Annotated in this window: 21 protein-coding genes and 1 other RNA gene; 16 read left to right on the top strand and 6 right to left on the bottom strand. The window is 62.7% G+C overall.

What is annotated here, in order from left to right; genetic code table 11:
• Positions 1-35: 35 nt before the first annotated feature.
• Positions 36-482, bottom strand: a complete 447-nt coding sequence (locus B7X65_RS08340; protein ID WP_293593822.1) for an acyl-CoA thioesterase — start codon at positions 480-482, stop codon at positions 36-38.
• A gap of 48 nt (positions 483-530) precedes the next feature.
• Here B7X65_RS08340 and B7X65_RS08335 point away from each other — a divergent pair, with 48 nt between their 5' ends.
• The 10 genes from B7X65_RS08335 (at position 531) to htpX (ending at position 10,862) form a co-directional block, all read left to right on the top strand.
• Positions 531-2,354, top strand: coding sequence for an ABC transporter ATP-binding protein/permease (locus B7X65_RS08335; protein WP_293593821.1), 1,824 nt, complete (start codon positions 531-533; stop codon positions 2,352-2,354).
• 191 nt (positions 2,355-2,545) lie between these two features.
• Positions 2,546-3,499, top strand: a complete 954-nt coding sequence (locus B7X65_RS08330; protein ID WP_293593820.1) for a LysR family transcriptional regulator — start codon at positions 2,546-2,548, stop codon at positions 3,497-3,499.
• A 415-nt stretch (positions 3,500-3,914) separates the two neighbouring features.
• Complete coding sequence (locus tag B7X65_RS08325) at positions 3,915-4,814, top strand: amino acid ABC transporter substrate-binding protein (protein ID WP_293593819.1); 900 nt, start codon at positions 3,915-3,917, stop codon at positions 4,812-4,814.
• 135 nt (positions 4,815-4,949) lie between these two features.
• Positions 4,950-5,672 (top strand): amino acid ABC transporter permease, encoded by a 723-nt coding sequence (locus B7X65_RS08320; protein ID WP_293593818.1) that lies wholly within the window; start codon positions 4,950-4,952, stop codon positions 5,670-5,672.
• 1 nt (position 5,673) lies between these two features.
• The gene (locus B7X65_RS08315; RefSeq protein WP_293593817.1) at positions 5,674-6,360 is read left to right on the top strand and encodes an amino acid ABC transporter permease; all 687 of its coding nucleotides are present in this window, start codon (positions 5,674-5,676) and stop codon (positions 6,358-6,360) included.
• A gap of 33 nt (positions 6,361-6,393) precedes the next feature.
• Positions 6,394-7,131, top strand: coding sequence for an amino acid ABC transporter ATP-binding protein (locus B7X65_RS08310; RefSeq protein ID WP_293593816.1), 738 nt, complete (start codon positions 6,394-6,396; stop codon positions 7,129-7,131).
• Positions 7,132-7,299: 168 nt separating this feature from the next.
• Positions 7,300-8,343: a dihydroorotase gene (gene pyrC, locus B7X65_RS08305; RefSeq protein WP_293593815.1), complete on the top strand. Its 1,044-nt coding sequence runs from the start codon at positions 7,300-7,302 to the stop codon at positions 8,341-8,343.
• On the top strand, positions 8,343-9,119 hold the full coding sequence (locus B7X65_RS08300; RefSeq protein ID WP_293593814.1) for an NYN domain-containing protein: 777 nt from the start codon (positions 8,343-8,345) through the stop codon (positions 9,117-9,119). The genes pyrC and B7X65_RS08300 overlap by 1 nt, the downstream gene beginning before the upstream one ends.
• On the top strand, positions 9,116-9,865 hold the full coding sequence (locus B7X65_RS08295) for a DUF3025 domain-containing protein (RefSeq protein WP_293593813.1): 750 nt from the start codon (positions 9,116-9,118) through the stop codon (positions 9,863-9,865). Before B7X65_RS08300 ends, B7X65_RS08295 begins: the two co-directional genes overlap by 4 nt.
• Before the next feature lie 112 nt (positions 9,866-9,977).
• Entirely contained in the window at positions 9,978-10,862 is an 885-nt protein-coding gene (gene htpX / locus B7X65_RS08290) for a protease HtpX (RefSeq protein WP_293593812.1), read from the top strand.
• Between the two features lie 211 nt (positions 10,863-11,073).
• Here the strand turns inward: htpX and B7X65_RS08285 are convergent, their stop codons facing one another.
• Positions 11,074-12,693, bottom strand: coding sequence for an NAD(P)/FAD-dependent oxidoreductase (locus tag B7X65_RS08285; protein WP_293593811.1), 1,620 nt, complete (start codon positions 12,691-12,693; stop codon positions 11,074-11,076).
• A 124-nt stretch (positions 12,694-12,817) separates the two neighbouring features.
• On the opposite strand from B7X65_RS08285, the gene rnpB reads away from it, so the two are divergent.
• Positions 12,818-13,145: RNase P RNA component class A (rnpB, locus tag B7X65_RS08280), an RNA gene on the top strand.
• 98 nt (positions 13,146-13,243) lie between these two features.
• Here rnpB and B7X65_RS08275 read toward each other — a convergent pair.
• Together B7X65_RS08275 and B7X65_RS08270 are read right to left on the bottom strand one after the other, a co-directional pair.
• Positions 13,244-13,660, bottom strand: coding sequence for a hypothetical protein (locus B7X65_RS08275; protein ID WP_293593810.1), 417 nt, complete (start codon positions 13,658-13,660; stop codon positions 13,244-13,246).
• 65 nt (positions 13,661-13,725) lie between these two features.
• A complete protein-coding gene (locus B7X65_RS08270) occupies positions 13,726-15,378 on the bottom strand; it encodes an MBL fold metallo-hydrolase (protein WP_293593809.1) in 1,653 nt (550 codons plus the stop codon).
• A gap of 146 nt (positions 15,379-15,524) precedes the next feature.
• Here B7X65_RS08270 and B7X65_RS08265 point away from each other — a divergent pair, with 146 nt between their 5' ends.
• The 3 genes from B7X65_RS08265 to B7X65_RS08255 all read left to right on the top strand — a co-directional run bounded on the left by B7X65_RS08265 (position 15,525) and on the right by B7X65_RS08255 (position 18,709).
• On the top strand, positions 15,525-16,502 hold the full coding sequence (locus tag B7X65_RS08265) for a tripartite tricarboxylate transporter substrate binding protein (protein WP_293593808.1): 978 nt from the start codon (positions 15,525-15,527) through the stop codon (positions 16,500-16,502).
• Positions 16,503-16,909: 407 nt separating this feature from the next.
• Positions 16,910-17,317 carry a hypothetical protein gene (locus B7X65_RS08260; protein WP_293593807.1) on the top strand — a complete coding sequence of 136 codons (408 nt, stop codon included), beginning with the start codon at positions 16,910-16,912 and terminating at the stop codon, positions 17,315-17,317.
• Positions 17,318-17,776: 459 nt separating this feature from the next.
• Positions 17,777-18,709 (top strand): hypothetical protein, encoded by a 933-nt coding sequence (locus B7X65_RS08255; RefSeq protein ID WP_293593806.1) that lies wholly within the window; start codon positions 17,777-17,779, stop codon positions 18,707-18,709.
• 109 nt (positions 18,710-18,818) lie between these two features.
• On the opposite strand, the gene B7X65_RS08250 is transcribed toward B7X65_RS08255, so the two are convergent.
• On the bottom strand, positions 18,819-19,985 hold the full coding sequence (locus B7X65_RS08250) for a lytic murein transglycosylase (RefSeq protein ID WP_293594103.1): 1,167 nt from the start codon (positions 19,983-19,985) through the stop codon (positions 18,819-18,821).
• 187 nt (positions 19,986-20,172) lie between these two features.
• The gene (locus B7X65_RS08245) at positions 20,173-20,724 is read right to left on the bottom strand and encodes a carboxymuconolactone decarboxylase family protein (RefSeq protein WP_293593805.1); all 552 of its coding nucleotides are present in this window, start codon (positions 20,722-20,724) and stop codon (positions 20,173-20,175) included.
• Positions 20,725-20,802: 78 nt separating this feature from the next.
• Here B7X65_RS08245 and dapF point away from each other — a divergent pair, with 78 nt between their 5' ends.
• Together dapF and B7X65_RS08235 are read left to right on the top strand one after the other, a co-directional pair.
• A complete protein-coding gene (gene dapF, locus B7X65_RS08240) occupies positions 20,803-21,690 on the top strand; it encodes a diaminopimelate epimerase (protein WP_293593804.1) in 888 nt (295 codons plus the stop codon).
• Positions 21,691-21,725: 35 nt separating this feature from the next.
• On the top strand, positions 21,726-22,424 hold the full coding sequence (locus B7X65_RS08235) for a DUF484 family protein (RefSeq protein ID WP_293593803.1): 699 nt from the start codon (positions 21,726-21,728) through the stop codon (positions 22,422-22,424).
• Positions 22,425-22,431 lie beyond the last annotated feature (7 nt).

Below are 22,431 nucleotides of genomic sequence, written 5' to 3'. Positions count from 1 at the left end.
GCCTCCAGCCCTTGTCTGACGGGCGGAGGCAGCTATCACAACGATAGCGGCCGCGGCAACGACGACGGCGGCACGGGGCGCGGCTGGCCGGCGTCGTCGATCGCCACATAGGTCACGCTGGCCTCGGTCACCTTGATGTAGCTCCCCTGCGAGCCAAACCGTTCGGCATACACCTCGACCTTGACCGTCATCGAGGTACGGCCTATGCGCGTGAGTTCGGAGTAGAAGGACAGGATGTCGCCGACGCGAACCGGCTGCTTGAAGATGAATTCGTTGACCGCGACGGTGGCCATGCGGCCGCCGGCATAACGCGCCGGGATCACCGAGCCGGCCAGGTCGACCTGGGCCATGACCCAGCCGCCGAAAATGTCGCCGTTGGCATTGCAGTCCGCCGGCATCGGAATCACCTTGAGCACCAGTTCCTTGTCGAGAGGCAGTTTGACGTTCAGGGCTTGGGGGGGAAGGCCGGTTTCGTTGGACATAGGCACAATCGGTATTGAAAAATTGAAACAACAGGACAATTGTCTCCGATGCGCTCCCATGCCCCCGCCGCCGAAACGCCGCCCGCCCCCGGCGCACCTCCCCAACCTGCGCTGAACCGCTCCGACTGGGCGACCCTGCAGCGCCTGTTCCCCTACCTCTGGGACTACAAATGGCGCGTGATGGCCGCGCTGGCCTTCATGGTCGGCGCCAAACTCGCCAACGTCGGCGTGCCGCTGCTGCTGAAAAACCTGGTGGACGCGATGAGCTTCAAGCCGGGCGATGTGCAGGCCGTGCTGGTCGTGCCGGCCGCGCTGCTGGTCGGTTATGGGTTGCTGCGCCTGTCAACCTCGCTGTTTACCGAGCTGCGCGAGCTGGTGTTTGCCAAGGCCACCGAAGGCGCGGCGCGGCGCATTTCGCTGGAGGTGTTCCGGCATCTGCATGCGTTGAGCCTGCGTTTTCACCTGGAGCGCCAGACCGGCGGCATGACACGCGACATCGAGCGCGGCACCCGCGGTGTGCATTCGCTGATTTCCTATTCGCTGTACAGCATCATCCCGACACTGATCGAAGTCACGCTGGTGCTGACGTTGCTGGCGGTCAAATTCGACGTCTGGTTTGCGGGCATCACCATCATCGCGCTGGTGTTCTACATCAGCTTCACCGTGACGGTGACCGAATGGCGTACCAAGTTCCGCAAGGAAATGAACGAACTCGACTCCTCGGCGCACAGCCGCGCCATCGATTCGCTGCTGAACTACGAAACCGTCAAGTACTTCAACAACGAGGAGTTCGAGGCCCTGCGCTACGACGAAAACCTCAAGCGTTACCGTCGCGCCGCCGTCAAGAGCCAGACCACGCTGAGCCTGCTCAACACCGGCCAGCAGCTGATCATTGCCACCGGTCTGGTGGCCATGCTCTGGCGCGCGACCCAGGGCGTGGTGGACGGCCGCATGACGCTGGGCGACCTGGTCATGGTCAACGCCTTCATGATCCAGCTCTACATTCCGCTGGGCTTTCTGGGCGTGCTGTACCGCGAGATCAAGCAAAGCCTGACCGACCTGTCCAAGATGTTCAACCTGATGGAGCGCGAGCGCGAGATCGCCGACGAACCCGGCGCCCCGGCGCTGAGCCTGCAGGCCTCGCCGGAAGTACGTTTTGAAAACGTCAGTTTTGCCTATGAGCCGTCCCGGCCCATCCTGCACCACATCAGCTTCGTGATACCGCCGGGCAAGACGGTGGCTGTGGTTGGTTCGTCAGGCGCAGGCAAGTCCACGCTGGCACGCCTGCTGTTTCGCTTCTACGATGTCCAGCAGGGCCGCATCACCATCGCCGGCCAGGACATCCGCGAGGTGACGCAGGCCAGCCTGCGCCAGGCGATCGGCATCGTGCCGCAGGACACCGTGCTGTTCAACGACACGGTCGAATACAACATCGCCTATGGCCAGCCCGGCGCCAGCCGCGCCCAGGTGGAAGAGGCCGCGCGCGCGGCCCGCATCCATGACTTCATTGCCTCCACTCCCGCCGGTTACGCCACCATGGTCGGCGAGCGCGGCCTGAAACTGTCCGGCGGCGAGAAGCAGCGCGTGGCGATTGCCCGCACCCTGCTGAAGAACCCGCCCATCATGATTTTTGACGAAGCCACCTCGGCGCTGGACTCGGCCAATGAACGTGCGATCCAGGCCGAGCTGCGCAGCATCGCCGAAAACAAGACCACGCTGGTGGTGGCACACCGCTTGTCCACCGTGGTTGACGCCCATGAAATCCTGGTGATGGAAGCCGGCCAGATCATCGAGCGCGGCACCCACGCCGCCTTGCTGGCGCTGGGCGGGCGATATGCGTCTATGTGGGCGCTACAGCAGAGCTCCGAGTAATCCTTGAATGTTTTTGGCCTGCAGCCCAATAACTGCGGGCGCAAGCAGCTATTGTTTAGATAGCGAAAACAGAGGTTTCGTTAACGCATTGCAAAGCGCTCAGCTTGCCGTCGCCGGCCGGTTCCAGAATTGCTGTTCCCGTGGGATTCCCCGTAGGCTTCGGTCTGCTTTCAACTCGCATAATCGAAATCATGGAAACCAAATGGCTGGAAGATTTCGTCAGTCTCGCTGAAACCCGGAGCTTCAGCCGCTCGGCCACGCTGCGCCACGTGACGCAACCGGCGTTTTCACGCCGCATCCAGGCGCTCGAGGCCTGGGCAGGTACCGATCTGGTGGACCGGAGCTCCTACCCCACGCGCCTGACCCCTGCTGGCGAAACGCTGTACAGCCAGTCGCTGGAGATGCTGCAGGGCCTGCAGTCCACACGCGCCATGCTGCGCGGCCACAACTCGGCCGCGCATGACGTCATTGAATTCGCCGTGCCCCATTCGCTGGCCTTCACCTTTTTCCCGGCCTGGGTCAGCAGCCTGCGCGAGAAGTTCGGCCCCATCAAGAGCCGGCTGATTGCGCTCAACGTGCATGACGCGGTGCTGCGCCTGGTCGAGGGCAGCTGCGACCTGCTGATTGCCTATTACCATGACTCGCAGCCTTTCCAGCTCGATGCCGACCGTTACGAGATGATCAGCCTGGGGCAGGAAGTGCTGGCGCCTTTTGTGAAAGTCCAGGCCGACGGCACGCCCCTGTTCCGCTTGCCGGGTCGGGCCGGTCAGCCCCTGCCTTACCTGGGTTATGCCCCCGGGGCTTACCTGGGGCGCATGGTTGATCTGATCCTCAAGCAGTCGAGCACCGCCATCCACCTGGACCGGGTGTATGAGACCGACATGGCCGAGGGCCTCAAGGCCATGGCGCTGGAAGGCCACGGCATTGCGTTTTTGCCTTTCAGCGCCGTCAAGAAGGAGTTGCGGGCCAAAAAGCTGGTCAGTGCCGGCGAGGGACTGGAAATGACCATGGACCTGCGCGTCTACCGCGAGCGGCCGGCCGGCAAGACCGCTGCCAAAAGCCCGGCGCAGGCCCTGTGGCATTACCTCGAAAGCCAGGCCCAGCCGAAGACGTCCGGCAAACCGCGCCTTGGTAGCAACCCTTAGTGGTTATAAATAATATGCATAATGCTGCACCCAAACAGCATTGGCTTTTCACGAACCATAAATTTACAGTCCGTCACGTTCTGCCAAGGCGATTGGCGTGCTTCCCGGCGAGACCTGCGAAGGTCGGTGGGTTGGCACAAAGACTGCTTGTCAGGACATCCGTGTTCCATCGAATCAACGCACGCACTATCTTGGGGACTGCTTTTTGTTTGATCCGCTGATGGCTTTCAACCTTTCGGACCTTTCGGATTCTTCCCCGGTGTTGCCAGCCTCCTGCGCGTTGATCCCTTTATGGAACTGTCCAGTCCACCCGATGCCGTTTCCAGGGCTGGGGTAAACCTTGGGGTTCACCCCGGTACCCCCTCCTTAGAATGGTATTCACCAACCTTTTCATTTAACCCGAAGGAAACTCTCCATGAAACTCAAACTGGCCGCTTTATCCCTTGCCCTGCTTGCCAGCAGCGGCGCTTTTGCCCAGGCCACCGACACGCTCGCCAAAGTCAAGGCTTCCGGCGTGATCACCATGGGAGTTCGCGATTCCTCGGGCGCCCTGTCTTACACCCTGGGTGACGGCAAGTACGCCGGTTTTCACGTTGAAATCTGTCAGCGTGTCATTGCCGACGTTGAAAAAGCCGTGGGCCGCAAGCTCGAGATCAAGTACCTGCCCGTGACCTCGCAAAACCGCATCCCGCTGGTGCAAAACGGCACGGTGGACATCGAGTGCGGCTCGACCACCAACAACGCTACCCGCCTGAAAGACGTGTCTTTCCTGCCCACCACCTTCGTTGAAGAAGTGCGTATCGCCGTGAAAGCCAACTCCGGCATCACCTCGATTGCCCAGCTCAATGGCAAAAACGTGGCCACCACCACCGGCACAACGTCCGTTCAGACACTGCGCAAGAACGAGCGCGCCAAAGGCGTTGACTTCAAGGAAGTGTTCGGCAAGGACCACTCCGACAGCTTCCTGCTGCTCGAGTCCGGCCGTGCCGACGCCTTTGTGATGGACGGCGCCATCCTGGCCGGCAACATCGCCACTTCCAAGAACCCTGCCGATTTCAAGATCGTCGGCGAAGTGCTGAGCGTGGAGCCGATTGCCATCATGATCCGCAAGGATGACGCCGGCCTCAAGAAGATTGGTACCGACACCATCACCGGCATGATCAAGTCCGGCGACATGGCCAAAGCCTGGGACAAATGGTTCATGCAGCCTATCCCCCCGAAGAACAGCCGTGTCGGCCTGCCTGTCAGCGAAAGCACCAAGGCAGCCTGGGCCACCCCCAACGACAAGCCGATGGAAGACTACGCCAAGAAGTAATCCTGGCTTGAGCTGAACCTCAAACCCCGTCTGTGATCTTGCTGGCGGGGTTTGTTGTTTGGTGGCAGCCTTGGCGAACGCGATGCAGCGCCGGCTGCCGGTGGATAGATTGAAAAATTCCTGGCGGGAGAGAACATGAATTGGGATTGGCAGGTTTTTCTGAATGACGACGGCAGCGGCCGGACGTATCTGGAATGGATGTTCGAAGCCTGGGGCTGGACCCTGGCGGTGGCCGGCAGTTCCTGGGTGGTGGCCATGCTGGCCGGCGGCCTGATGGGCACGCTGCGCACCTTGCCCAACAGCCCGTGGCTGGTGCGGCTGGCCAATGTCTGGGTCGAGCTCTTTCGCAACGTGCCTTTGCTGGTGCAGATCTTCATCTGGTATTTCGTCGTTCCCAAGATGTTCCCTTTCATGCAGCAGGTACCGAGCTTTTTGCTGGTCGTGTTTGCACTGGGCTTTTTTACCTCGGCACGGATTGCCGAGCAGGTCCGCGCCGGCGTGCAGGCCCTGCCGCGTGGCCAGCGTTATGCCGGCATGGCCATGGGTTTCACGACAGCCCAGACTTACCGTTACGTGATCCTGCCCATGGCGTTTCGCATCATCATCCCGCCGCTGACCAGCGAGTCGATGAACCTGCTCAAGAACTCTTCTGTTGCCTTTGCCGTGTCCATTGCCGAGCTGACCATGTTTGCCATGCAGGCCCAGGAAGAAACCTCGCGCGGCGTGGAGGTCTACCTGGCCGTGACACTGCTTTATGCCGTTTCAGCCTTCGCGGTCAATCGCGTCATGGCTTTTGTCGAGAAAAAAGTCCAGATTCCGGGCTACATCGTGGCCGGCAGCCCCGTTGGGGGGCACTGACATGTTCGGTCTTGACATGAGCTTCCTGAACTGGGACATCATTTCCAAGTTCGTCATCAAGGGTTTCATTTTCAGTGTGGAGCTGACGGTGATCGCGACCATAGGTGGCATCCTGCTGGGCACCCTGCTGGCCCTGATGCGCCTGTCCGGCACCAAGGTGCTGACGATCCCCGCCACCTTCTACGTCAACGGCATGCGTTCGGTGCCGCTGGTCATGGTGATCCTGTGGTTTTACCTGCTGATGCCTGCCGCTTTTTTCGACATGATTCCCGGCGGCGCCAACAATCGCTCCGAAATCTCGGCCATCATCACCTTTATTGCGTTTGAAGCCGCCTATTTCAGCGAGATCATGCGCGCCGGCATCCAGTCGATTTCGCGCGGTCAGGTCAACGCCGGGCGCGCGCTGGGCATGACCTATGCGCAGAACATGCGCCTGATCGTGCTGCCGCAGGCCTTCCGCAACATGGTGCCGATTTTGCTGACGCAGACCATCATCCTGTTCCAGGACACCTCGCTGGTGTACGCCATTGGCGCCTACGACCTGCTCAAGGGCCTGACGACGGCCGGCAAGATCTATGGTCGCCCCGAAGAGGCCTACCTGCTGGCCGCCGTTGTCTATTTTGTGATCTGTTTTGGCTTGTCGTACGTCGTCAAGAAGCTGCAAAACAAGATCGCCATCATTCGCTAACAACCCATCGCACCCGCTCCCCGGAGAAACAAGATGATCGAACTCAAAGAAGTTTCCAAATGGTATGGCGCCGTGCAGGTGCTCAACAACTGCAGCACCAGCATCAAGAAGGGCGAGGTGGTCGTGGTCTGCGGCCCGTCCGGCTCGGGCAAATCGACGCTGATCAAGACGATCAACGCACTCGAGCCTTTCCAGAAGGGCGAGATCTACGTTGACGGCCAGGCCGTGCACGACCCCAAGACCGACCTGCCCAAGCTGCGCTCGCGCGTCGGCATGGTGTTCCAGAACTTCGAGCTGTTTCCGCACCTGAGCGTGACGGAAAACCTGACCCTGGCCCAGATCAAGGTGCTGGGCCGCAAGCCCGACGAAGCCAAGGCCCACGGCCTGAAATACCTGGACCGCGTGGGCCTGATGGCGCACAAGGACAAGTTTCCCGGTCAGCTCTCGGGCGGCCAGCAGCAGCGTGTGGCGATTGCCCGTGCGCTGAGCATGGACCCGATTGCCATGCTGTTCGACGAGCCGACCTCGGCGCTCGACCCCGAAATGGTCGGCGAGGTGCTCGACTGCATGATGGGCCTGGCCGTCGAGGGTATGACCATGATGGTGGTCACGCACGAGATGGGTTTTGCCCGCAAGGTCGGCAGCCGCGTGATTTTCATGGACGTGGGCGGCAAGATCCTCGAAGACTGCTCGAAGGACGAATTTTTCAGCCATCCCGAGAACCGCCAGGAGCGGACGCGGGACTTCCTCAACAAGATCCTGCAGCATTGAGCGCTACTGCGCGGGCGCACGGCGGCGTTGCGGGTCCCGATCAGGCCATCCTCACGTACCTGAAGTACGTTCCGGTGGCCTGACACCCGCGCCTTGCCCTGCTCCCGCTCGCTACGCGCCAGAGATGGCGGTGGGGGCAGGGGGCCGGAGATTTGGGACAATGGGGGCATGACTCAAATAACCATCACCCGTCCCGACGACTGGCATCTGCACGTGCGTGACGGTGACGCCCTGCGCACCGTGGTGCCGCACACCGCGGCGCAGTTTGGCCGCGCCATCATCATGCCCAACCTGCGCCCGCCGGTCACCACGGCCGCGCAGGCCATGGCTTACCGCGAGCGCATCCAGGCCGCCGTGCCCGCAGGCGTGGCCTTCGAGCCGCTGATGACCCTGTACCTGACCGACAACCTGCCGCCCGATGAAATCAAACGCGCCAGGGATGCCGGGGTTGTGGCGCTCAAGCTGTACCCGGCCGGTGCCACCACCAACAGCGACGCCGGTGTGACCGACCTGCGCAAGACTTACAGGACGCTGGAGGCCATGCAGCGCGAAGGCCTGCTGCTGCTGGTGCATGGCGAGGTGACGTCGCCCGAGATCGACCTGTTCGACCGCGAGGCGGTGTTCATCGATACCCAGCTGATCCCGCTGCGCCGCGACTTTCCGGAACTGAAAATCGTGTTCGAGCACATCACGACGAAGGAAGCCGCGCATTATGTGCGTGACGCCGGCCGCTTTCTGGGGGCCACACTCACGGCGCACCACCTGCTGTACAACCGCAACGCGATTTTTACCGGCGGCATCCGGCCGCATTATTACTGCCTGCCGGTGCTCAAGCGCGAGACCCATCGCCTGGCGCTGGTCGAAGCGGCGACCGGCGACAACCCCCGCTTCTTTCTTGGCACCGACAGCGCGCCGCACCCGGCGCATCTGAAGGAACACGCCACCGGCTGCGCCGGCTGCTACACCGCCCACGCGGCGATGGAGCTGTATGCCGAAGCCTTTGATGCCGTGGGCGCCATGGACAAGCTCGAAGCCTTCGCCAGCTTCAACGGGGCGGACTTCTACGGCCTGCCGCGCAACACCGGCACCATCACGCTGAAGAAGGAAAGCTGGATGCCGCCCGAGAGTTTTGCCTTCGGCGAAGCTGAACTCAAGCCGCTGCGCTCGGGCGAAGCGCTGGCCTGGAAACTTGTTGGCAATGGGAGCCCCTGATGGAAAGCAAACCCCGCGTTGCGTTGCTGATTGATGCCGACAATTCGCCGGCCTCCAAGATCGACCTGATCCTCAACGAACTGTCGACCTTCGGCGAGACCAACATCCGCCGTGCCTACGGCAACTGGAAAAAAAGCGAGCTCAAGGGCTGGGAAGAAGCGCTGCACGAACACGCCATCCGTCCCATGCAGCAGTTCGATTACACGAAGGGCAAAAACGCCAGCGACATGGCCATGGTGATCGACGCACTGGAGCTGCTCTACACCGACCGGCCCGACGCTTTCGGCATTGTCTCGTCCGACGCCGACTTCACCCCGCTGGTCATGCACCTGCGCGCCAAGGGGGCGGCGGTCTACGGCTTTGGCGCGCAGAAAACGCCTGAGCCCTTTGTCAACGCCTGCTCGCGTTTTCTCTACCTCGACAAGCTGCGCCCCATAACCGCGGCCGATGCGCCCGCTGGCGGCCGGGAAGACGCCGAAGCCGTGGCCACTGCGCCCCTGCGCGCCACACCGGCGCAGCTCAAGCAGGACGCCAAACTCGTCATGCTGCTGCGCAACGCCGTGCAGGCCGCCGCCGACGACGAGGGCTGGGCGCGCGTCGGTGCGGTCGGCACGCAAATCGCCAACCAGGCTTCGTTCGACCACCGCAACTACGGCTACGCCACGCTGACCAAGCTGCTGGTGGCCACGCAGCTGTTCGACATCGTCGACGAAGGCAAGTCCACGGTGATGGTGCGCGACAAGAGGCTGTCGCGGCCGGCTGCCAGGAACGGATGAGCGCTGACGCGCCAGCCGCAGCCTGGCCGGTGGACTGGAATCGCCCCTGGCTGGCGCCGTGGCGCGAACCCGGTGAACGCGTGGCTCAGGCCATCGCAGCCGGTGCCTTGTGTCATGAGGCCCTGAACCGCGAGCCGGCGGCGCCACGGCGTTTTGTGCCGCAGTCCGACTTGCCCGACGGGCAGGCCTACGAGCAGTTCATTTTTGAGACCGGCACCGTTCCGACACGCGACAACCTGCACGACTTTTTCAACGGGCTGTGCTGGATGCGTTTTCCGCTGACCAAGAAAAAGCTCAACCTGCTGCAGGCCGCAGAAATCGCCGCGGCCGGTGTGGCGCCTCTGCGCGGGCCGGTGCGTGACGCGCTGACGGTGTTCGACGAAAACGCGGCCTTCCTGTCGGCACCGCCCCCGCTGTGGGATGCGCTGGTGGATCGGGACTGGCAGCGCCTGTTTGTCGACTTGCGCCCGCTCTGGCAGCAGACGCAGCTGGTGCTGTTTGGCCATGCCTTGCTGGAGAAGCTGGTTTACCCACGAAAACCGATCACAGCCCATATCTACCGGGCGCAACCAGCTATGAATTCCATAGCGGAGCTGGATGCCTGGGTGGCCGCCGACCTGAGCGCGGACAAGCTCGCTGCCAAACCGTTTGTGCCCTTGCCGGTGCTCGGTGTGCCGCTCTGGTGGCCGGAAAACGAGAACTTTTCCTTTTATGATGACTCTTTCGTATTCCGCCCGCGCCGGTAAACAACACCAAGTAAAAAATCCTGCGCTTGATTTGGGCTGAACCCTCCCCATTTGCCCGCAACAGTCCCTTTTTTTTGCGGCACTTGTTTTTACCGACCTCTACGGAGCATCCATGAAGCGTATTTTTCTATTTGTCATGACCAACCTCGCCGTTGTGGTGGTGCTGGGCATTGTCGCCAGCCTGCTGGGCGTCAATCGCTACCTCACGCCGCAAGGGCTGAACCTGGGCATGCTGCTGGGCTTTGCCGCGGTCATCGGCTTTGGCGGCGCGATCATCTCGCTGCTGATCAGCAAGCCGGTGGCCAAGTGGAGTTCCGGTGTGCGCGTGATCAACGAACCGCAGAACGCCGACGAAGCCTGGATCGTCGAGACCGTGCGCAAGCTGGCGACCACCGCCGGCATCGGCATGCCCGAGGTGGGCATTTTCGAAGGTGCGCCCAACGCCTTTGCCACGGGGGCTTTCAAGAACTCGGCGCTGGTTGCCGTCTCCACCGGCCTGCTGCAGGGCATGACGCGTGAAGAGATCGAAGCCGTGCTCGGCCATGAGATCGCCCACGTGGCCAATGGCGACATGGTCACCATGACGCTGATCCAGGGCGTGATGAACACCTTCGTGGTGTTCCTCAGCCGCGTCATCGGTTATGCGGTGGACAGCTTTCTGCGCAAGGGCAGCGACAGCAACTCCGGCCCCGGCATCGGTTATTACGTCAGCACCATCGTGCTCGACATCGTGCTCGGTTTTGCCGCCGCCATCGTGGTTGCCTGGTTCTCGCGCCACCGCGAGTTCCGCGCCGACGCCGGTGCCGCGCAGCTGATGGGCCGCAAACAGCCCATGATCAACGCGCTGGCCCGCCTGGGCGGCATGGTGCCCGGCCAGTTGCCCAAGGCGGTGGAAGCCATGGGCATCACCGGCAGCATCGGCCAGCTGTTTGCCACGCACCCGCCGATTGAAGAGCGTATTGCCGCGCTGCAATCGGCCCAGCCCGGCCAGGTTTAAGCACCTCCGGACAACAAGAAAGCCGCTGCGGTTGCAGCGGCTTTTTTGCGCGCTCCAATTTTCCGCTGAAATGCCTTCTTTTTTCCTGTCATTGCGGGCTTGACCCGCAATCCATGCCTGCATGAATGAAGGTGGTTCGCGGTGCTTGGATCCCGGATCGAGTCCGGGATGACATAGTCACAGGATGCGGAGCGACACGTGTGAGGTAGATCTAGCCGGTGATGCTCAGCGCCACCGCCTCGGCCACCTCGATGCCATCCACGCCAGCCGACAAAATGCCGCCCGCGTAGCTGGCGCCTTCGCCCGCCGGATACAGGCCCCTGACGTTCAGGCTCTGGAAATCGTCGCCGCGCGTGATGCGCAGCGGTGACGAGGTGCGGGTTTCAACGCCGGTCAGCACGGCGTCAAACATGTCGAAGCCCTTGATCTTCTTGCCGAAGGCCGGCAGCGCCTCGCGCATGGCCGTGATGGCGTAGCCGGGCAGGGCGCTGGCCAGGTCGGTCATCAACACGCCGGGCTTGTAGGACGGCTCCACGTTGCCGAGCTGGGTGGACGCTTTGCCGGCCACAAAATCACCGACCAGCTGGCCCGGCGCCACGTAGCCGCCGCCGCCCAGCGTGAAGGCGTGTGACTCGAGCTGGCGCTGGAAGGTTATGCCGGCCAGCGGCCCGCCCGGGTAGTCGGCCGGGGTGATGCCGACCACGATGCCGGCGTTGGCGTTGCGCTCGTTGCGCGAGTACTGGCTCATGCCGTTGGTCACGACCCGGCCCACCTCGGAGGTGGCCGCGACCACGGTGCCGCCCGGGCACATGCAGAAGCTGTAGACCGAACGCCCATTGGCCGCATGGTGCACCAGCTTGTAGTCGGCCGCGCCCAGCAGCGGGTGGCCGGCGTGCTGGCCGAGCCGCGCGCGGTCGATCAGGCCCTGCGGGTGTTCGATGCGGAAACCTACTGAAAACGGCTTGGCCTCCATGTAGACGCCGCGCTCATGCAGCATCGCAAAGGTGTCGCGTGCGCTGTGGCCCAGCGCCAGCACCACATGGTCGGCGCGCAACTCGTAGCTGCTGCCGTCCTGCAGGTTCTGCACGGTCAGGCCGCGAATCTGCCCGCCCTCGATCAGCACATCGCTGACGCGCTGCTGGAAGCGGATCTCGCCGCCCAGCGCCGTGATCTGCTCGCGCATGTGTTCGACCACCTTGACCAGCTTGAAGGTGCCGATGTGTGGCTTGCTGACCAGCAGAATCTCTTCGGGCGCGCCGGCCTTGACGAACTCGGTCATGACCTTGCGGCCGAGGAAACGCGGGTCCTTGATCTGGCTCCAGAGCTTGCCGTCGGAAAATGTGCCGGCACCGCCCTCGCCAAACTGCACATTCGATTCGGGGTTCAGCACGCCCTTGCGCCACAGGCCCCAGGTGTCCTGGGTGCGCTCGCGCACTTTCTTGCCACGTTCCAGCACGATGGGTTTGAAACCCATCTGCGCCAGCAGCAGCGCCGCAAAAATGCCGCAGGGGCCGAAGCCGACAACGACGGGGCGCACAGCCGGCGCGCTGTCCACCCGTGCCACCAGGTGGTAGCTCTGGTCAGGCGCCGGGCGAATGTGGGGGTTGGTTTCAAACTGCCTGAGCAGTGTTTGCTCCAGTTCGGGGCTGGCAAGCTCGACGTCGGCGATGTAGACCAGCAGCAGCTTCTGCTTGCGTGCGTCGTAGCTGCGTTTGTAGATGCTGTGGCGCAGCAGCTCGGCAGGCTGGATGCCCAGCGTCTTGACAATCAGCGCGGGCAGCGCGTCTTCGGGGTGGTCAAGCGGCAGCTTGAGCTCGGTCAGGCGGATCATGGGGTGTTACCTCGTGGATCTGTATTTCGGATCTATGAAGCATTTTAAGCCCCCGGCGTAGATACCGCGGGCGCAAGCAGCTATCAAATCAGTAGCAATTGATTTGCCGGGATAATAGGGGGGTGAAGCACGCCAGACTGCCGCTGGTGCAAGGGTGGAAACACCGCACTGGAGGAAGGTCCGGACTGCATAGGGCAGCGTAGCAGCTAACAGCTGTCCACCGTGAGGTGAGGATCAGAGCTACAGAGACGAGCCGGTTAAGTCCGGGTGAAACGAGCAATCTCTACGCGCAGCAATACCAAGTAGGCACACGTTGACGGGGCCCCCGGAGTGTGCGGGTAGGTAGCACCGAGCCGTCTGGCGACAGACGGCCCAGATTAATGGCAGTCACGGGGCGGCGACCGCAAGGAAACCGTTCCGCACAAAATCCGGCCTATCGGCGGGCTTCACACTTTATTCAGATGGCGGGCAGCAGATGCGGGCCGCGCCGCGCGACCGAGTCGGCCCTGGCGTGAACAAACGGTCAGGCGGCCTGCATGGCTCCATTGATCTACTGCGGTATGGCTTCGAGATCCGGCTCAACGTAGCTGGCTCGTGCCGTTGGAGAAAACAGGACGTCCGCCGAGTAATGGGTGAGCATGACCTTGCTGTCACGTAACGCCTGGCTCTTCGCCAGGAACTCCTGGAAGGAAGCGCTCGGCGAGCGACCCATGAAGTGCCGAACGGCAAGCACCCAGGCCCGTGTCAGCGTTTCGTGAAACTTCCCTGGCGGAATGTTGTGCACCTGGAGGAAGGTGAGCAATGCGCCGCGCATCTTCTCCTGCGCCGAGGTCACATCGTTTTCGACGAGGTAAACATAAGCCAGGCGCAGATGGGCTTCGTGGTTGAACTGGGCCGGCATGAGCGCACAGGACTCGAACGCCGTGCGAAAGTCCCGGTCCTCTGGAGATGTGGCGTGATCTTTCATGGTGTGTGTTGTGTTGGTTGACTTTGACCGCTTGAACAGCGTTTGCACGCGGTGACGCAAACGCCCTACAAATTAAACAAGCCCTGTGCCTGAATCCGCTCCACATGCGCGAGCAGCGAACGTTTGGCCACCGGCCAGATGCGCGGGTCCACGTCGTCATAGGCTGATGCCACCCACTCGTCCATGCTGCCTTGCGGCTGCGCCTGCATCACGCCGATGATCTTGGCCTCGCGCCGGAGGCGGTGCGCCTTCAGTTGGGCGATGACGGTTCTGGCTTCTCCCAGCACATAACCGTGCGCCGGTGCGATGAAGTTTATGCCGTGTTCGTCGCAAACTGCGGCCAGCACATCGAGCGAATCGAGGTAGGCGTTCATGTTGCCGTCGGGCGGGTCCACCACCGTGGTGCTGCCGTTGAGGATGTGGTCGCCGCTGAACAGGATGCCGTCTTCGAGCATCACCAGGCACAGGTGGTTGGCGGCGTGGCCGGGGGTGTGGATGACCTTCAGGGTATGCATCATTTCGCCTTCGGGCCCTTGTCCTGCAAGCGCGAGCAGCTCCTGATTTCGTAGCGCCCGGTCAGGGGTGAAGGTGCTGGCCGCACGCGCCGTCGGCGCTGACGGCAGGCCCAGGATGGGGGGCGTGTTGCTGCACATGGCCTGCAGCGGTTTGGCGCCCGGCGAATGGTCGGCGTGTGAGTGGGTACACACAATCATGCGGATGTTGCCGCCCGCTGCGCGCCACAAACGCTGCAGGTGGTCGGTGTCGGCCGGGCCCGGGTCGATGGCGATGTAGCCGGTGGCCGGGTCGCCGACCAGGTAGCTGTTGGTACCCGGCCCGGTCATCACGCCGGGGTTGGGCGCGGTCAGGCGCATCAGGTTTTTCAGCAGGGCCACCGGCTGCGCGGTCTGCCAGTCCAGCGTGTGCACCATCTGCCCGTCGGGGCTGGTCAGGGCCAGTTCGCCATAAGGCCCCTCGTGCTCCATGTAGCGCGCTTCGGCGCCAGCCAGAAAACCGGCGCGCGGGCACGAGGTCCACAGCGGCTGCTCGGACGCGGCGCAGGCCTGCAGCACGGCGTCCACCGTCTCGAAATGCTGCAGGCGCTGCAGCGTGCGTATGGTCGGGAAGATGATGAAAAAGCTGCCGGCTTCATGCCGCGCCAGGGCATCGGCCGGCCGCACCCAGACCGGCTCGAACTGTTCGCTTTCGTCGGCCACTGGCTCCTGGCCTTCGGGCATGCGCGCCACCAGAAAGGGCACGTCAAAACGGCGCGGCAGGTCGCGGTCGGTGATCCAGTGCGCCAGCACAAACACCTGGTCGCCGGCCAGTGTCAGGCCGCGTTCGCGGCACTGCGCGGCAAACGGCGCCTTGCGGTCCAGCGCTGCAATGTCGGCGGTGGTGGCGTGGCTGCCATCAGCGTGGCGGGCCAGCAGCACGCCGAGTTCTTCAAAACTTTCGCGGATGGCGGCAATCGCCTGCGTCAGGTGCAGGTCGGTCTGCGTCGCGCGGCGGGTGGATTGCGCGTGCGCTGCCGCATCGGCCGCGTCGATGCCGCCGCCGGGGAACACGTAGGCGCCCGGCGCAAAACTGGCCGTCATCGAACGCCGTGTCATCAGGATTTCGATGCCCCTGGCGCTATCGCGCAGCAGCAGCACGGTGGCGGCAGGGCGGGTGGGCGCGGGTTCGCGCTGCGGGTAAAGGAGTTGGGTGGGTCGGACCATGGCCTGATTTTGCAGTGAAACGGCGGGCGGCGGCTGTGGCAGCCCATGGCGGGCCACGATTGGTAGCATGCTAAGTGTTAACCGCAATGGCGTTCTGGCGGCAGCGTGAGGATACTGGCCATCACTTTATTTGCAGGATGTGAATCATGAAGCAGTGGATTTCCAGAACCGCCCTGGCCATGACGGCCGCCACGCTGTGCGCCACCTCGATGAGCGCGATGGCCCAAACGTGGCCCGCGAAACAACCAATCAAGTTTGTCGCCGTATTCCCGCCCGGCGGCTCTGTCGACCAGGTCGCGCGCATTCTCGCCGTGCCGCTGTCGCAGCAGCTCGGCCAGAACATCATTGTCGAAAACAAGGGCGGCGCCTCGGGCTCCATCGGCACCGCCGCCGTGGCTGCCGCGCCGGCCGACGGCTACACCTTTGCCTTTGTGTTCGACACCCACGGCGTCAACCCCAGCCTGATTCCCGGCCTGCCGTTCGACACGCGCAAGGACCTGGCACCGGTCACGCTGATCGGCACCTCGGCCATGGTGCTCGCGACTTTTTCAGGCTCCGAGTACAAGACCTTTGGCGATGTGGTGGCTGCGGCCAAGGCCAAAAAGAATGTGAACTACGGCAGCATCGGTTCCGGCAGCCTGGGCCACCTGGCCATGTTGCTTCTCTCCAAAAGTGGCGGCATCGACTGGCAGCACGTCCCCTACAAAGGCGGCGGCCCGCTGATGAGCGACGCCGTGGCCGGCCATGTGCCGCTGGCCATCGGTTCGGTGTTTGTGACCAAGCCGCACATCGACAGCGGCCGCCTGCGTCCGCTGGCCGTGACGACCAGCAAACGCGCACCTGAACTGCCGAACGTACCGACAGTGGCCGAAAGCGGTTTTGCCGGCTTTGACGCACCCGCCTGGTGGGCCATCCTGGCTCCGGCCAAGACACCGCCCGAGGTCCTCAAACGCATGAACGAGGAAGTCAACAAGGCGCTGAAAAATCCCGAGATCGCCAAGAAGCTCAGCGCCCAGGGCATCGAGATCGTCGGCGGTTCTTCCGAGTCAGCCCGTGTCTTCATCGACAAGCAGATCGACACTTGGGCCAAGGTGGTGAAGGACAACGGGATCAAGGCGGATTGAGGGCTTGGTGCAAATAAGAAAAGGGCCTGCGGGCCTTTTTTTACGTCTGTGCCGGATGAAAGGGCACGCCTGACTGTAAGACCAAAGTTACCCATGTTGCGTGGAGGCTGCATGGTGTCGCCCCGACCATGCATGGGGATGAGATGTGCGTCGGGTACACACGGTTTTTATCGGTTTGAAGGCTATAGTGAAATCAGGCGTGCGCTCGGTCGGGTACCTGGTCTGGCAAGCAGAGGCAAGTCAAACAGGGTCGGCGGCTTTGTCGGATTGAATATACCTGCGCATGGATACAGCTATTGATGTAACTTCATGAATTCAAACGTGTTTTTCAACAAGCAGGTGCCATGTTATCTGACTGGTCGCCATGTTATTCCGCAGTTTTGCGGGATATATCAAAGTTAAACAGCATGGAAGCCACCGCTTGGACCGAGATCATGTCTGCCTTAGACGCACAAAGCGTTGAGACGTGTGTAGCGGCAGCTGAAAGGCTGCATGCGGAAGCTGACGCCGACGACGTTCCGAAGCTGCTGGCATTGTTAGAGACCGGCGATTTCTTTGCGCGCGAAGCCGCTGCTTGGCCGCTCGCCGAATTGGCCGGTCCGACTGTACTTGCTGAACTGCTCAAAGCGTATCAGCGCGGCTTCGACGAGGGTCACGACAACGATGGATTTACGGCCGCGCTGTTGGAAATTCCCGCTCTATTTCCCGACCAAGTGAGGGCATCGCTTGCAAGTTATATCGCAACAGCTGTGGAGCCCGCTCGGGGCCACGCGCTGTGGTTGCTGGAATTCTGCCAAGGGGAGGCGAAGCAATGAGCATGTTGTTTAACTGGTCGGCCAACACGGAACCACAACTGCAGGAAGCGGCTTCGCCGCAGAGGTTGCGGTCCGGTTGCCTTCAACGTTAAATTGCAATCATGGTTGTAGGCGCCATCAGGATATTGGGGTTGCTGTTTAGCGGTCCCATTTTTGCGTTTGTCGTGTTGGCCGTGGGTTGCGCTGGGCCTTGGCAGTTGCTGGGCGTCTGGTGTGGACACAACGCGCCACTCTCACTTATCGTATTTTCGGTAGCTGGTTGGCTTGTGGTCGTGGGTTCGGTAGCAGTCATCGCCGGACGGAAAAGAGCCAAATGAAAGTTTCTCAAATTGACCTCATTTGCGACCGTATGTATTTTGGCGGCGGGTCTTTCCAAGTCATGTTGGCGCGCAAGCAATTTAACTGGTCGGCCCAGAGGCGACGGCCTACGGCCCCGCCTGGCCTCCAACGGTAGCCGTCATGGACGAGATATCAAAGGATCAGGCTGAGTTCGTGCGCGAGGTGTTCCTGGTGCCGGAGGATTTCTCGCACACTGCAGCGTCATTGCTGACGGTCACAGGCCGGATCACTGAGCCGCACAGGATCACGTCGCTCTCTTTCCTCGATAGCCTGAAGGGGATGATGCGGACCTTGAGCATGCCATTCGACTTCGCGTACACGGAAGTGCATGGGCTGCACTGGCAGAGAATTCTGATGGCCGAACGGATTCGCTCCTTGGGGCACGAGAACGAAGCGGAACGCGAAGACGTTGCTCTCGCAAAGGCCAAAGCCAAGCTAAAGAAGTTCTTGGCCGAAGACGACGGCGCCGTGCTTCGCGAACAGCTACTTGCAAGGCTGCACCGCCTAGCGTCCAGCGAGGAATCGCTTGCTACCGCCCGCGAACTCACCCGGCAGGGCATTGTCCTGATGTGGAGTGCGTTCGAAGTGCTGGCTCGCGATATCTTCGTGCGGCTTCTGAACGAGAAGCCGCAACTGAGTGAGAGGCTCTTCGCGCATCCCAATACGAGGAAGCGTTTCAGCGGGGAGAAGGTCGATTGGCAGACCCTTGCGAGCTACTCATATGACCTATCCTCTAGCATGGGCACGCTGTTTGCTCAGCGGGCTGACCTCGACGACATTCAGACTATTCGCGAGACCTATGGAGCCCTTTTTCCTGATGCTGCGGAAATGGCGCGTGCGTTAGGCGACGAGCGGCTTTGGACACTGTTCCAAAAGCGCAACCTCATCGTGCACCGACGGGGTATCGTGGACCGCCAGTACTTGGACAAAACCGGGGCCCCTCAGCCAGTGGGAACCCAGCTCGTTGTCACTCCTGGAGACGTCGAGTCGCTCTTAGCTGCAGTGCTGCTCGCTGGCGAACAAATCATTGAGGTGGTGGCGAATGACGGTTAACAGGTCGTATATGGACTCCCCCACCAAGGCAAGAAACTGACCGATAGATGGGCTGTGTGGGAAGCGCCTGCAGTCGTGTATCCAGTATTCAGCGTGGGCTCTGCCGCCGTCACTGCAGGCCTTGCAGCAACTCCAAAGTCGGATACCCATCCGCCGGCAGGCTAAGGCTACGCTGGTAGAGACGTATGCCGCGCCGCGTGGCCGGACCCATCGTGCCGTCGGGCGTGCCGCTGTCGAAGCCGCGCGCGTTCAGCGCCGTCTGCAGCGCCAGCAACTGGCTGCGCGTTAGCGGTTGCAGATCACGCGGCCAGGCGGCCTGCACTGCGGGGCCACCGGCCAGTCCTTGCCCCAGCAGGCCGATGGCGAGCGCATAACTGGTCGAGTTGTTGTAGCGCAGGACGGTGCGGAAGTTGGGGCCGACCAGGAAGGCCGGCCCACGCGCGCCGGCCGGCAGAAGAAGGGCACTGTCGGCCAGGTCGGGCAGCGGCGCGCCGTCCATGGACTGCACGCCCTGGGCCGCCCAGGCCGAGGCCGGCTGGCGCACGTCGGCATCGGCGAGCGCGAGGTCGAATCCCGGTGGCAGGCGCACCTCCAGGCCCCAGGGCTGGCCGGCCTGCCAGCCGGAACGGGCCAGGAAGTTGGCGGTCGAGGCCATCACATCGGGCAGGCTGCCCCAGATGTCGCGCCGGCTGTCGCCATCGGCATCGACCGCATAGGCCAGAAAGTTCGTTGGCAGGAACTGCGTCTGGCCCATCGCGCCAGCCCACGAACCCAGCATCTGTGCGCGGTCTATGTCCCGGTTTTGAAGAATCTTGAGTGCTGCGAGCAGCTGGGTACGCGCCCAGGCCTCGCGCCGGCCTTCGAAGCCGAGCGTTGCCAGGGCGTCGATGGTCGGGATGTCGCCGGTATTGCTGCCGAAGTTGCTCTCCATGCCCCAGATCGCCACCAGGATTTCTGCCGGAACGCCGTAGCGCGCTGCGGCGGCATCGATGGCGGGTCGCGATTGCAGCAGCCTGTCCTGGCCGCGCACGATGCGCTGCGGCGACACCGCGCTGTCGAGGTAGTCCCAGACGGCGCGGGTGAACTCGGGCTGGGCGCTGTCCAGCTCGGTCACGCGCGGAATGAAGCGAACGCCATCGAAGGCGCTCTGCAGCGTCTCCTCGGTGATGCCTGCTGCGCGTGCGCTGGTGCTGAAGTCGGCGATCCAGCGTGCAAAGCGCTGATTGAGTTCTGCGTCATCGGGCGCGGCTTGCGCCGGACTGCCGCCTGCGGGCATGGCTTGAGCGATGGCCGAAGGCGCGGCAGTACCCGCCGCCAGCGCCAGGATTCCCACCAGGGTAGCCAACCGGGGACGGGAAGAAGCAAAAAAACGGGAGGATGTTCGCAGGGTTTTCATGTCGCCTTTTCTGGATGCGGGGGTGTAGGACGCGCCATGAAAAACGGATGTCCTGTTGCACCTTCAGCTATTCATGCTCCTCTGGCGAGACGCCCAGCGCCACCAGAAAGCGCGCCACCATGTTGTAGGTGGCGATCGCGCTTGTCAGTTCAACCAGCTCAGTCGTATCGAAATGTTTGCGCAAGGCCTCGAACACGTCGTCGCTGACCTTGACGTCCAGCGTCATCTGCGCCGCGTAACGAATCACCAGTTGCTCGACCGCGCCCAGCGCCGGATGCGCTGCCGAGGCGCGGGCATCGGCTTTCACCAGACTATTGAGGGCGTCGAGTTCGGCCTGGGTGCCGCCGGCGGCCAGAAAGTCCGGCGCGTGGTGTTTGTATTCATAGGCGGCACCGGTCAGCAGCGCGACCGTGCAGATGCCCAGCTCGCGCAGCTTGCGGCTGGTCGGCAGGCCGGTGCGTACCGCGCCCAGGTAGACGTTCCAGGCGCGCGCCAGCGGCTCGCTCCAGAGCAGGGCCTTGTCGAGGTTGATCAGGGTGCCGCCGCGGCGTTTCAGGATGGCCTCGACGAGGTCCTGGGGTTGGGGCTTGAGGGCGGGTGTCCAGTCGGGAATGCGCATGGTGGGTCTTTCCGGAAGTTGTGCAAGTGGGGGAAGGATGGGAAGGAGGGCGGCGCAGCCTCAGCGGATAATGCGCGGATGCTAATCCGATTTACCAAAATGCAGGGTGCGGGCAACGATTTTGTCATGCTCAACGAGACGCAGCAGCGCCTGAACCTGACGCCAGGCCAGTACCGCTTTCTGGCGGACCGCCACTTTGGCGTGGGCGCCGACCAGATCCTGTCGGTGCGGCCTGCGCCGGGCGAAGGTATAGATTTCGAATACGTGATCCACAACGCCGACGGCGGCGAGGTCGAGCAATGCGGCAACGGTGCACGCTGCTTCTTGCGCTTTGTGCGCGAGCAGGGCCTCACCGACAAGGACGTGGTCAGGGTCCGGACCCTGGCCGGCGTCATCGAGCCGCGCATGCAGCCGGACGGCCGCGTCACGGTGGACATGGGTGCGCCCATCTTCGACCTGGCGCGGGTGCCTTTTGATGCCACCGGTTTGACGCCCGAAACCGTACATTCATGGCAGAAATGGCCTCTGGCCCTTGAGGGGCGGGCGCTAGCAGCTCCTGTTTTTGTAGCAATTCTGTCCATGGGCAACCCGCATGCGGTGCAGCTGGTGGACGATGTGGAGACCGCACCGGTGCTGCAAGACGGCCCGTTGATCGAGAACCACGTGCGTTTCCCGCGCCGCGTCAACGCCGGCTTCATGCAGGTCATCTCGCGCAGCCGGATCGCCCTGCGTGTGTATGAACGCGGCGCCGGCGAAACCCTGGCCTGTGGCAGCGGGGCTTGCGCGGCGGTGGTCGCTGGCATACGCTTGGGCCTGCTGGATGCGCGCGTGGACGTGTTGACCCATGGCGGCACCCTGACCATCGAGTGGCAGGGCGGGCTGGACGCCGCGACCGCCCCAGTGCTGATGACCGGGCCGGCGACCACGGTGTTTGAAGCCGCCATCGACGTTCCCGACCACCTGTAGACTGACCGATACTGATTTACGGAAACCACAAGAACATGAATCCAAGCGAACACTCCATCCAGAACCCGATCACCGAAGACGACATCGCCAACTTCCTGGCCAACACGCCGGACTTTTTCGAACGCCATGCCGAGCTGCTGGCCACCGTGCAGCTGTCCAGCGGCCACGGCAGCCGGGCGGTGAGCCTGCAGGAGCGCCAGGCCGGCATGTTGCGCGACAAGATCAAGGTGCTGGAGTCCCGGGTTGTCGACATGATCCGCCACGGCCAGGAAAACGTGGGCATTGCCGACAAGCTGCAGCAGTGCACGCTGAACCTGCTGCTGACCGCCCATGCGCGCGACCTGCCCGACACCATCGTGCGCGAGATCCAGACGCAGTTCGCCGTGCCGCAGGCGGCCATCAAGGTCTGGCACGTCAACGGCATTTTTTCGATGGAAGACTTTTCAACAGGCGTCAGCGAAGACACGCAGACCTTTGCGTCCTCGCTGACCGCACCTTACTGCGGTGTCAATTCCGGTTTCGAGGCGGTCAGCTGGCTGCCCGATCCGGCGCAGGCCCTGTCGGTCGCGCTGATTCCGCTGCGTCCCGGCAAGTCGCCGCAGGCCTTCGGCATGCTGGTGCTGGCTTCACCCGACCCCGAGCGTTTCAGCGCCAGCATGGGCACCGACTTCCTCGAACGCATCGGCGAACTGGCCGGCGCGGCGCTGTCGCGCCTGCGCCCCATGGCCGACTAGCCCATAA

Source organism: Polaromonas sp. 39-63-25, assembly GCF_002278925.1.
Taxonomy (GTDB): domain Bacteria; phylum Pseudomonadota; class Gammaproteobacteria; order Burkholderiales; family Burkholderiaceae_C; genus Polaromonas.
This window is presented reverse-complemented; position numbering and strand designations above follow the sequence as displayed.

Bases quoted from the DNA above. Each gene is read 5' to 3' on its own strand.
- B7X65_RS08320 (WP_293593818.1), top strand. From the start codon at position 4,950: ATGAATTGGGATTGGCAGGTTTTTCTGAATGACGACGGCAGCGGCCGG.
- B7X65_RS08265 (WP_293593808.1), top strand. From the start codon at position 15,525: ATGAAGCAGTGGATTTCCAGAACCGCCCTGGCCATGACGGCCGCCACG.
- pyrC (WP_293593815.1), top strand. From the start codon at position 7,300: ATGACTCAAATAACCATCACCCGTCCCGACGACTGGCATCTGCACGTG.
- B7X65_RS08335 (WP_293593821.1), top strand. From the start codon at position 531: ATGCGCTCCCATGCCCCCGCCGCCGAAACGCCGCCCGCCCCCGGCGCA.
- B7X65_RS08295 (WP_293593813.1), top strand. From the start codon at position 9,116: ATGAGCGCTGACGCGCCAGCCGCAGCCTGGCCGGTGGACTGGAATCGC.
- B7X65_RS08285 (WP_293593811.1), bottom strand. From the start codon at position 12,693: ATGATCCGCCTGACCGAGCTCAAGCTGCCGCTTGACCACCCCGAAGAC.
- B7X65_RS08340 (WP_293593822.1), bottom strand. From the start codon at position 482: ATGTCCAACGAAACCGGCCTTCCCCCCCAAGCCCTGAACGTCAAACTG.
- B7X65_RS08275 (WP_293593810.1), bottom strand. From the start codon at position 13,660: ATGAAAGATCACGCCACATCTCCAGAGGACCGGGACTTTCGCACGGCG.
- B7X65_RS08300 (WP_293593814.1), top strand. From the start codon at position 8,343: ATGGAAAGCAAACCCCGCGTTGCGTTGCTGATTGATGCCGACAATTCG.
- B7X65_RS08260 (WP_293593807.1), top strand. From the start codon at position 16,910: ATGGAAGCCACCGCTTGGACCGAGATCATGTCTGCCTTAGACGCACAA.
- B7X65_RS08270 (WP_293593809.1), bottom strand. From the start codon at position 15,378: ATGGTCCGACCCACCCAACTCCTTTACCCGCAGCGCGAACCCGCGCCC.
- B7X65_RS08330 (WP_293593820.1), top strand. From the start codon at position 2,546: ATGGAAACCAAATGGCTGGAAGATTTCGTCAGTCTCGCTGAAACCCGG.
- htpX (WP_293593812.1), top strand. From the start codon at position 9,978: ATGAAGCGTATTTTTCTATTTGTCATGACCAACCTCGCCGTTGTGGTG.
- B7X65_RS08255 (WP_293593806.1), top strand. From the start codon at position 17,777: ATGGACGAGATATCAAAGGATCAGGCTGAGTTCGTGCGCGAGGTGTTC.
- B7X65_RS08325 (WP_293593819.1), top strand. From the start codon at position 3,915: ATGAAACTCAAACTGGCCGCTTTATCCCTTGCCCTGCTTGCCAGCAGC.
- B7X65_RS08315 (WP_293593817.1), top strand. From the start codon at position 5,674: ATGTTCGGTCTTGACATGAGCTTCCTGAACTGGGACATCATTTCCAAG.
- B7X65_RS08235 (WP_293593803.1), top strand. From the start codon at position 21,726: ATGAATCCAAGCGAACACTCCATCCAGAACCCGATCACCGAAGACGAC.
- B7X65_RS08310 (WP_293593816.1), top strand. From the start codon at position 6,394: ATGATCGAACTCAAAGAAGTTTCCAAATGGTATGGCGCCGTGCAGGTG.
- B7X65_RS08245 (WP_293593805.1), bottom strand. From the start codon at position 20,724: ATGCGCATTCCCGACTGGACACCCGCCCTCAAGCCCCAACCCCAGGAC.
- dapF (WP_293593804.1), top strand. From the start codon at position 20,803: ATGCTAATCCGATTTACCAAAATGCAGGGTGCGGGCAACGATTTTGTC.
- B7X65_RS08250 (WP_293594103.1), bottom strand. From the start codon at position 19,985: ATGCCCGCAGGCGGCAGTCCGGCGCAAGCCGCGCCCGATGACGCAGAA.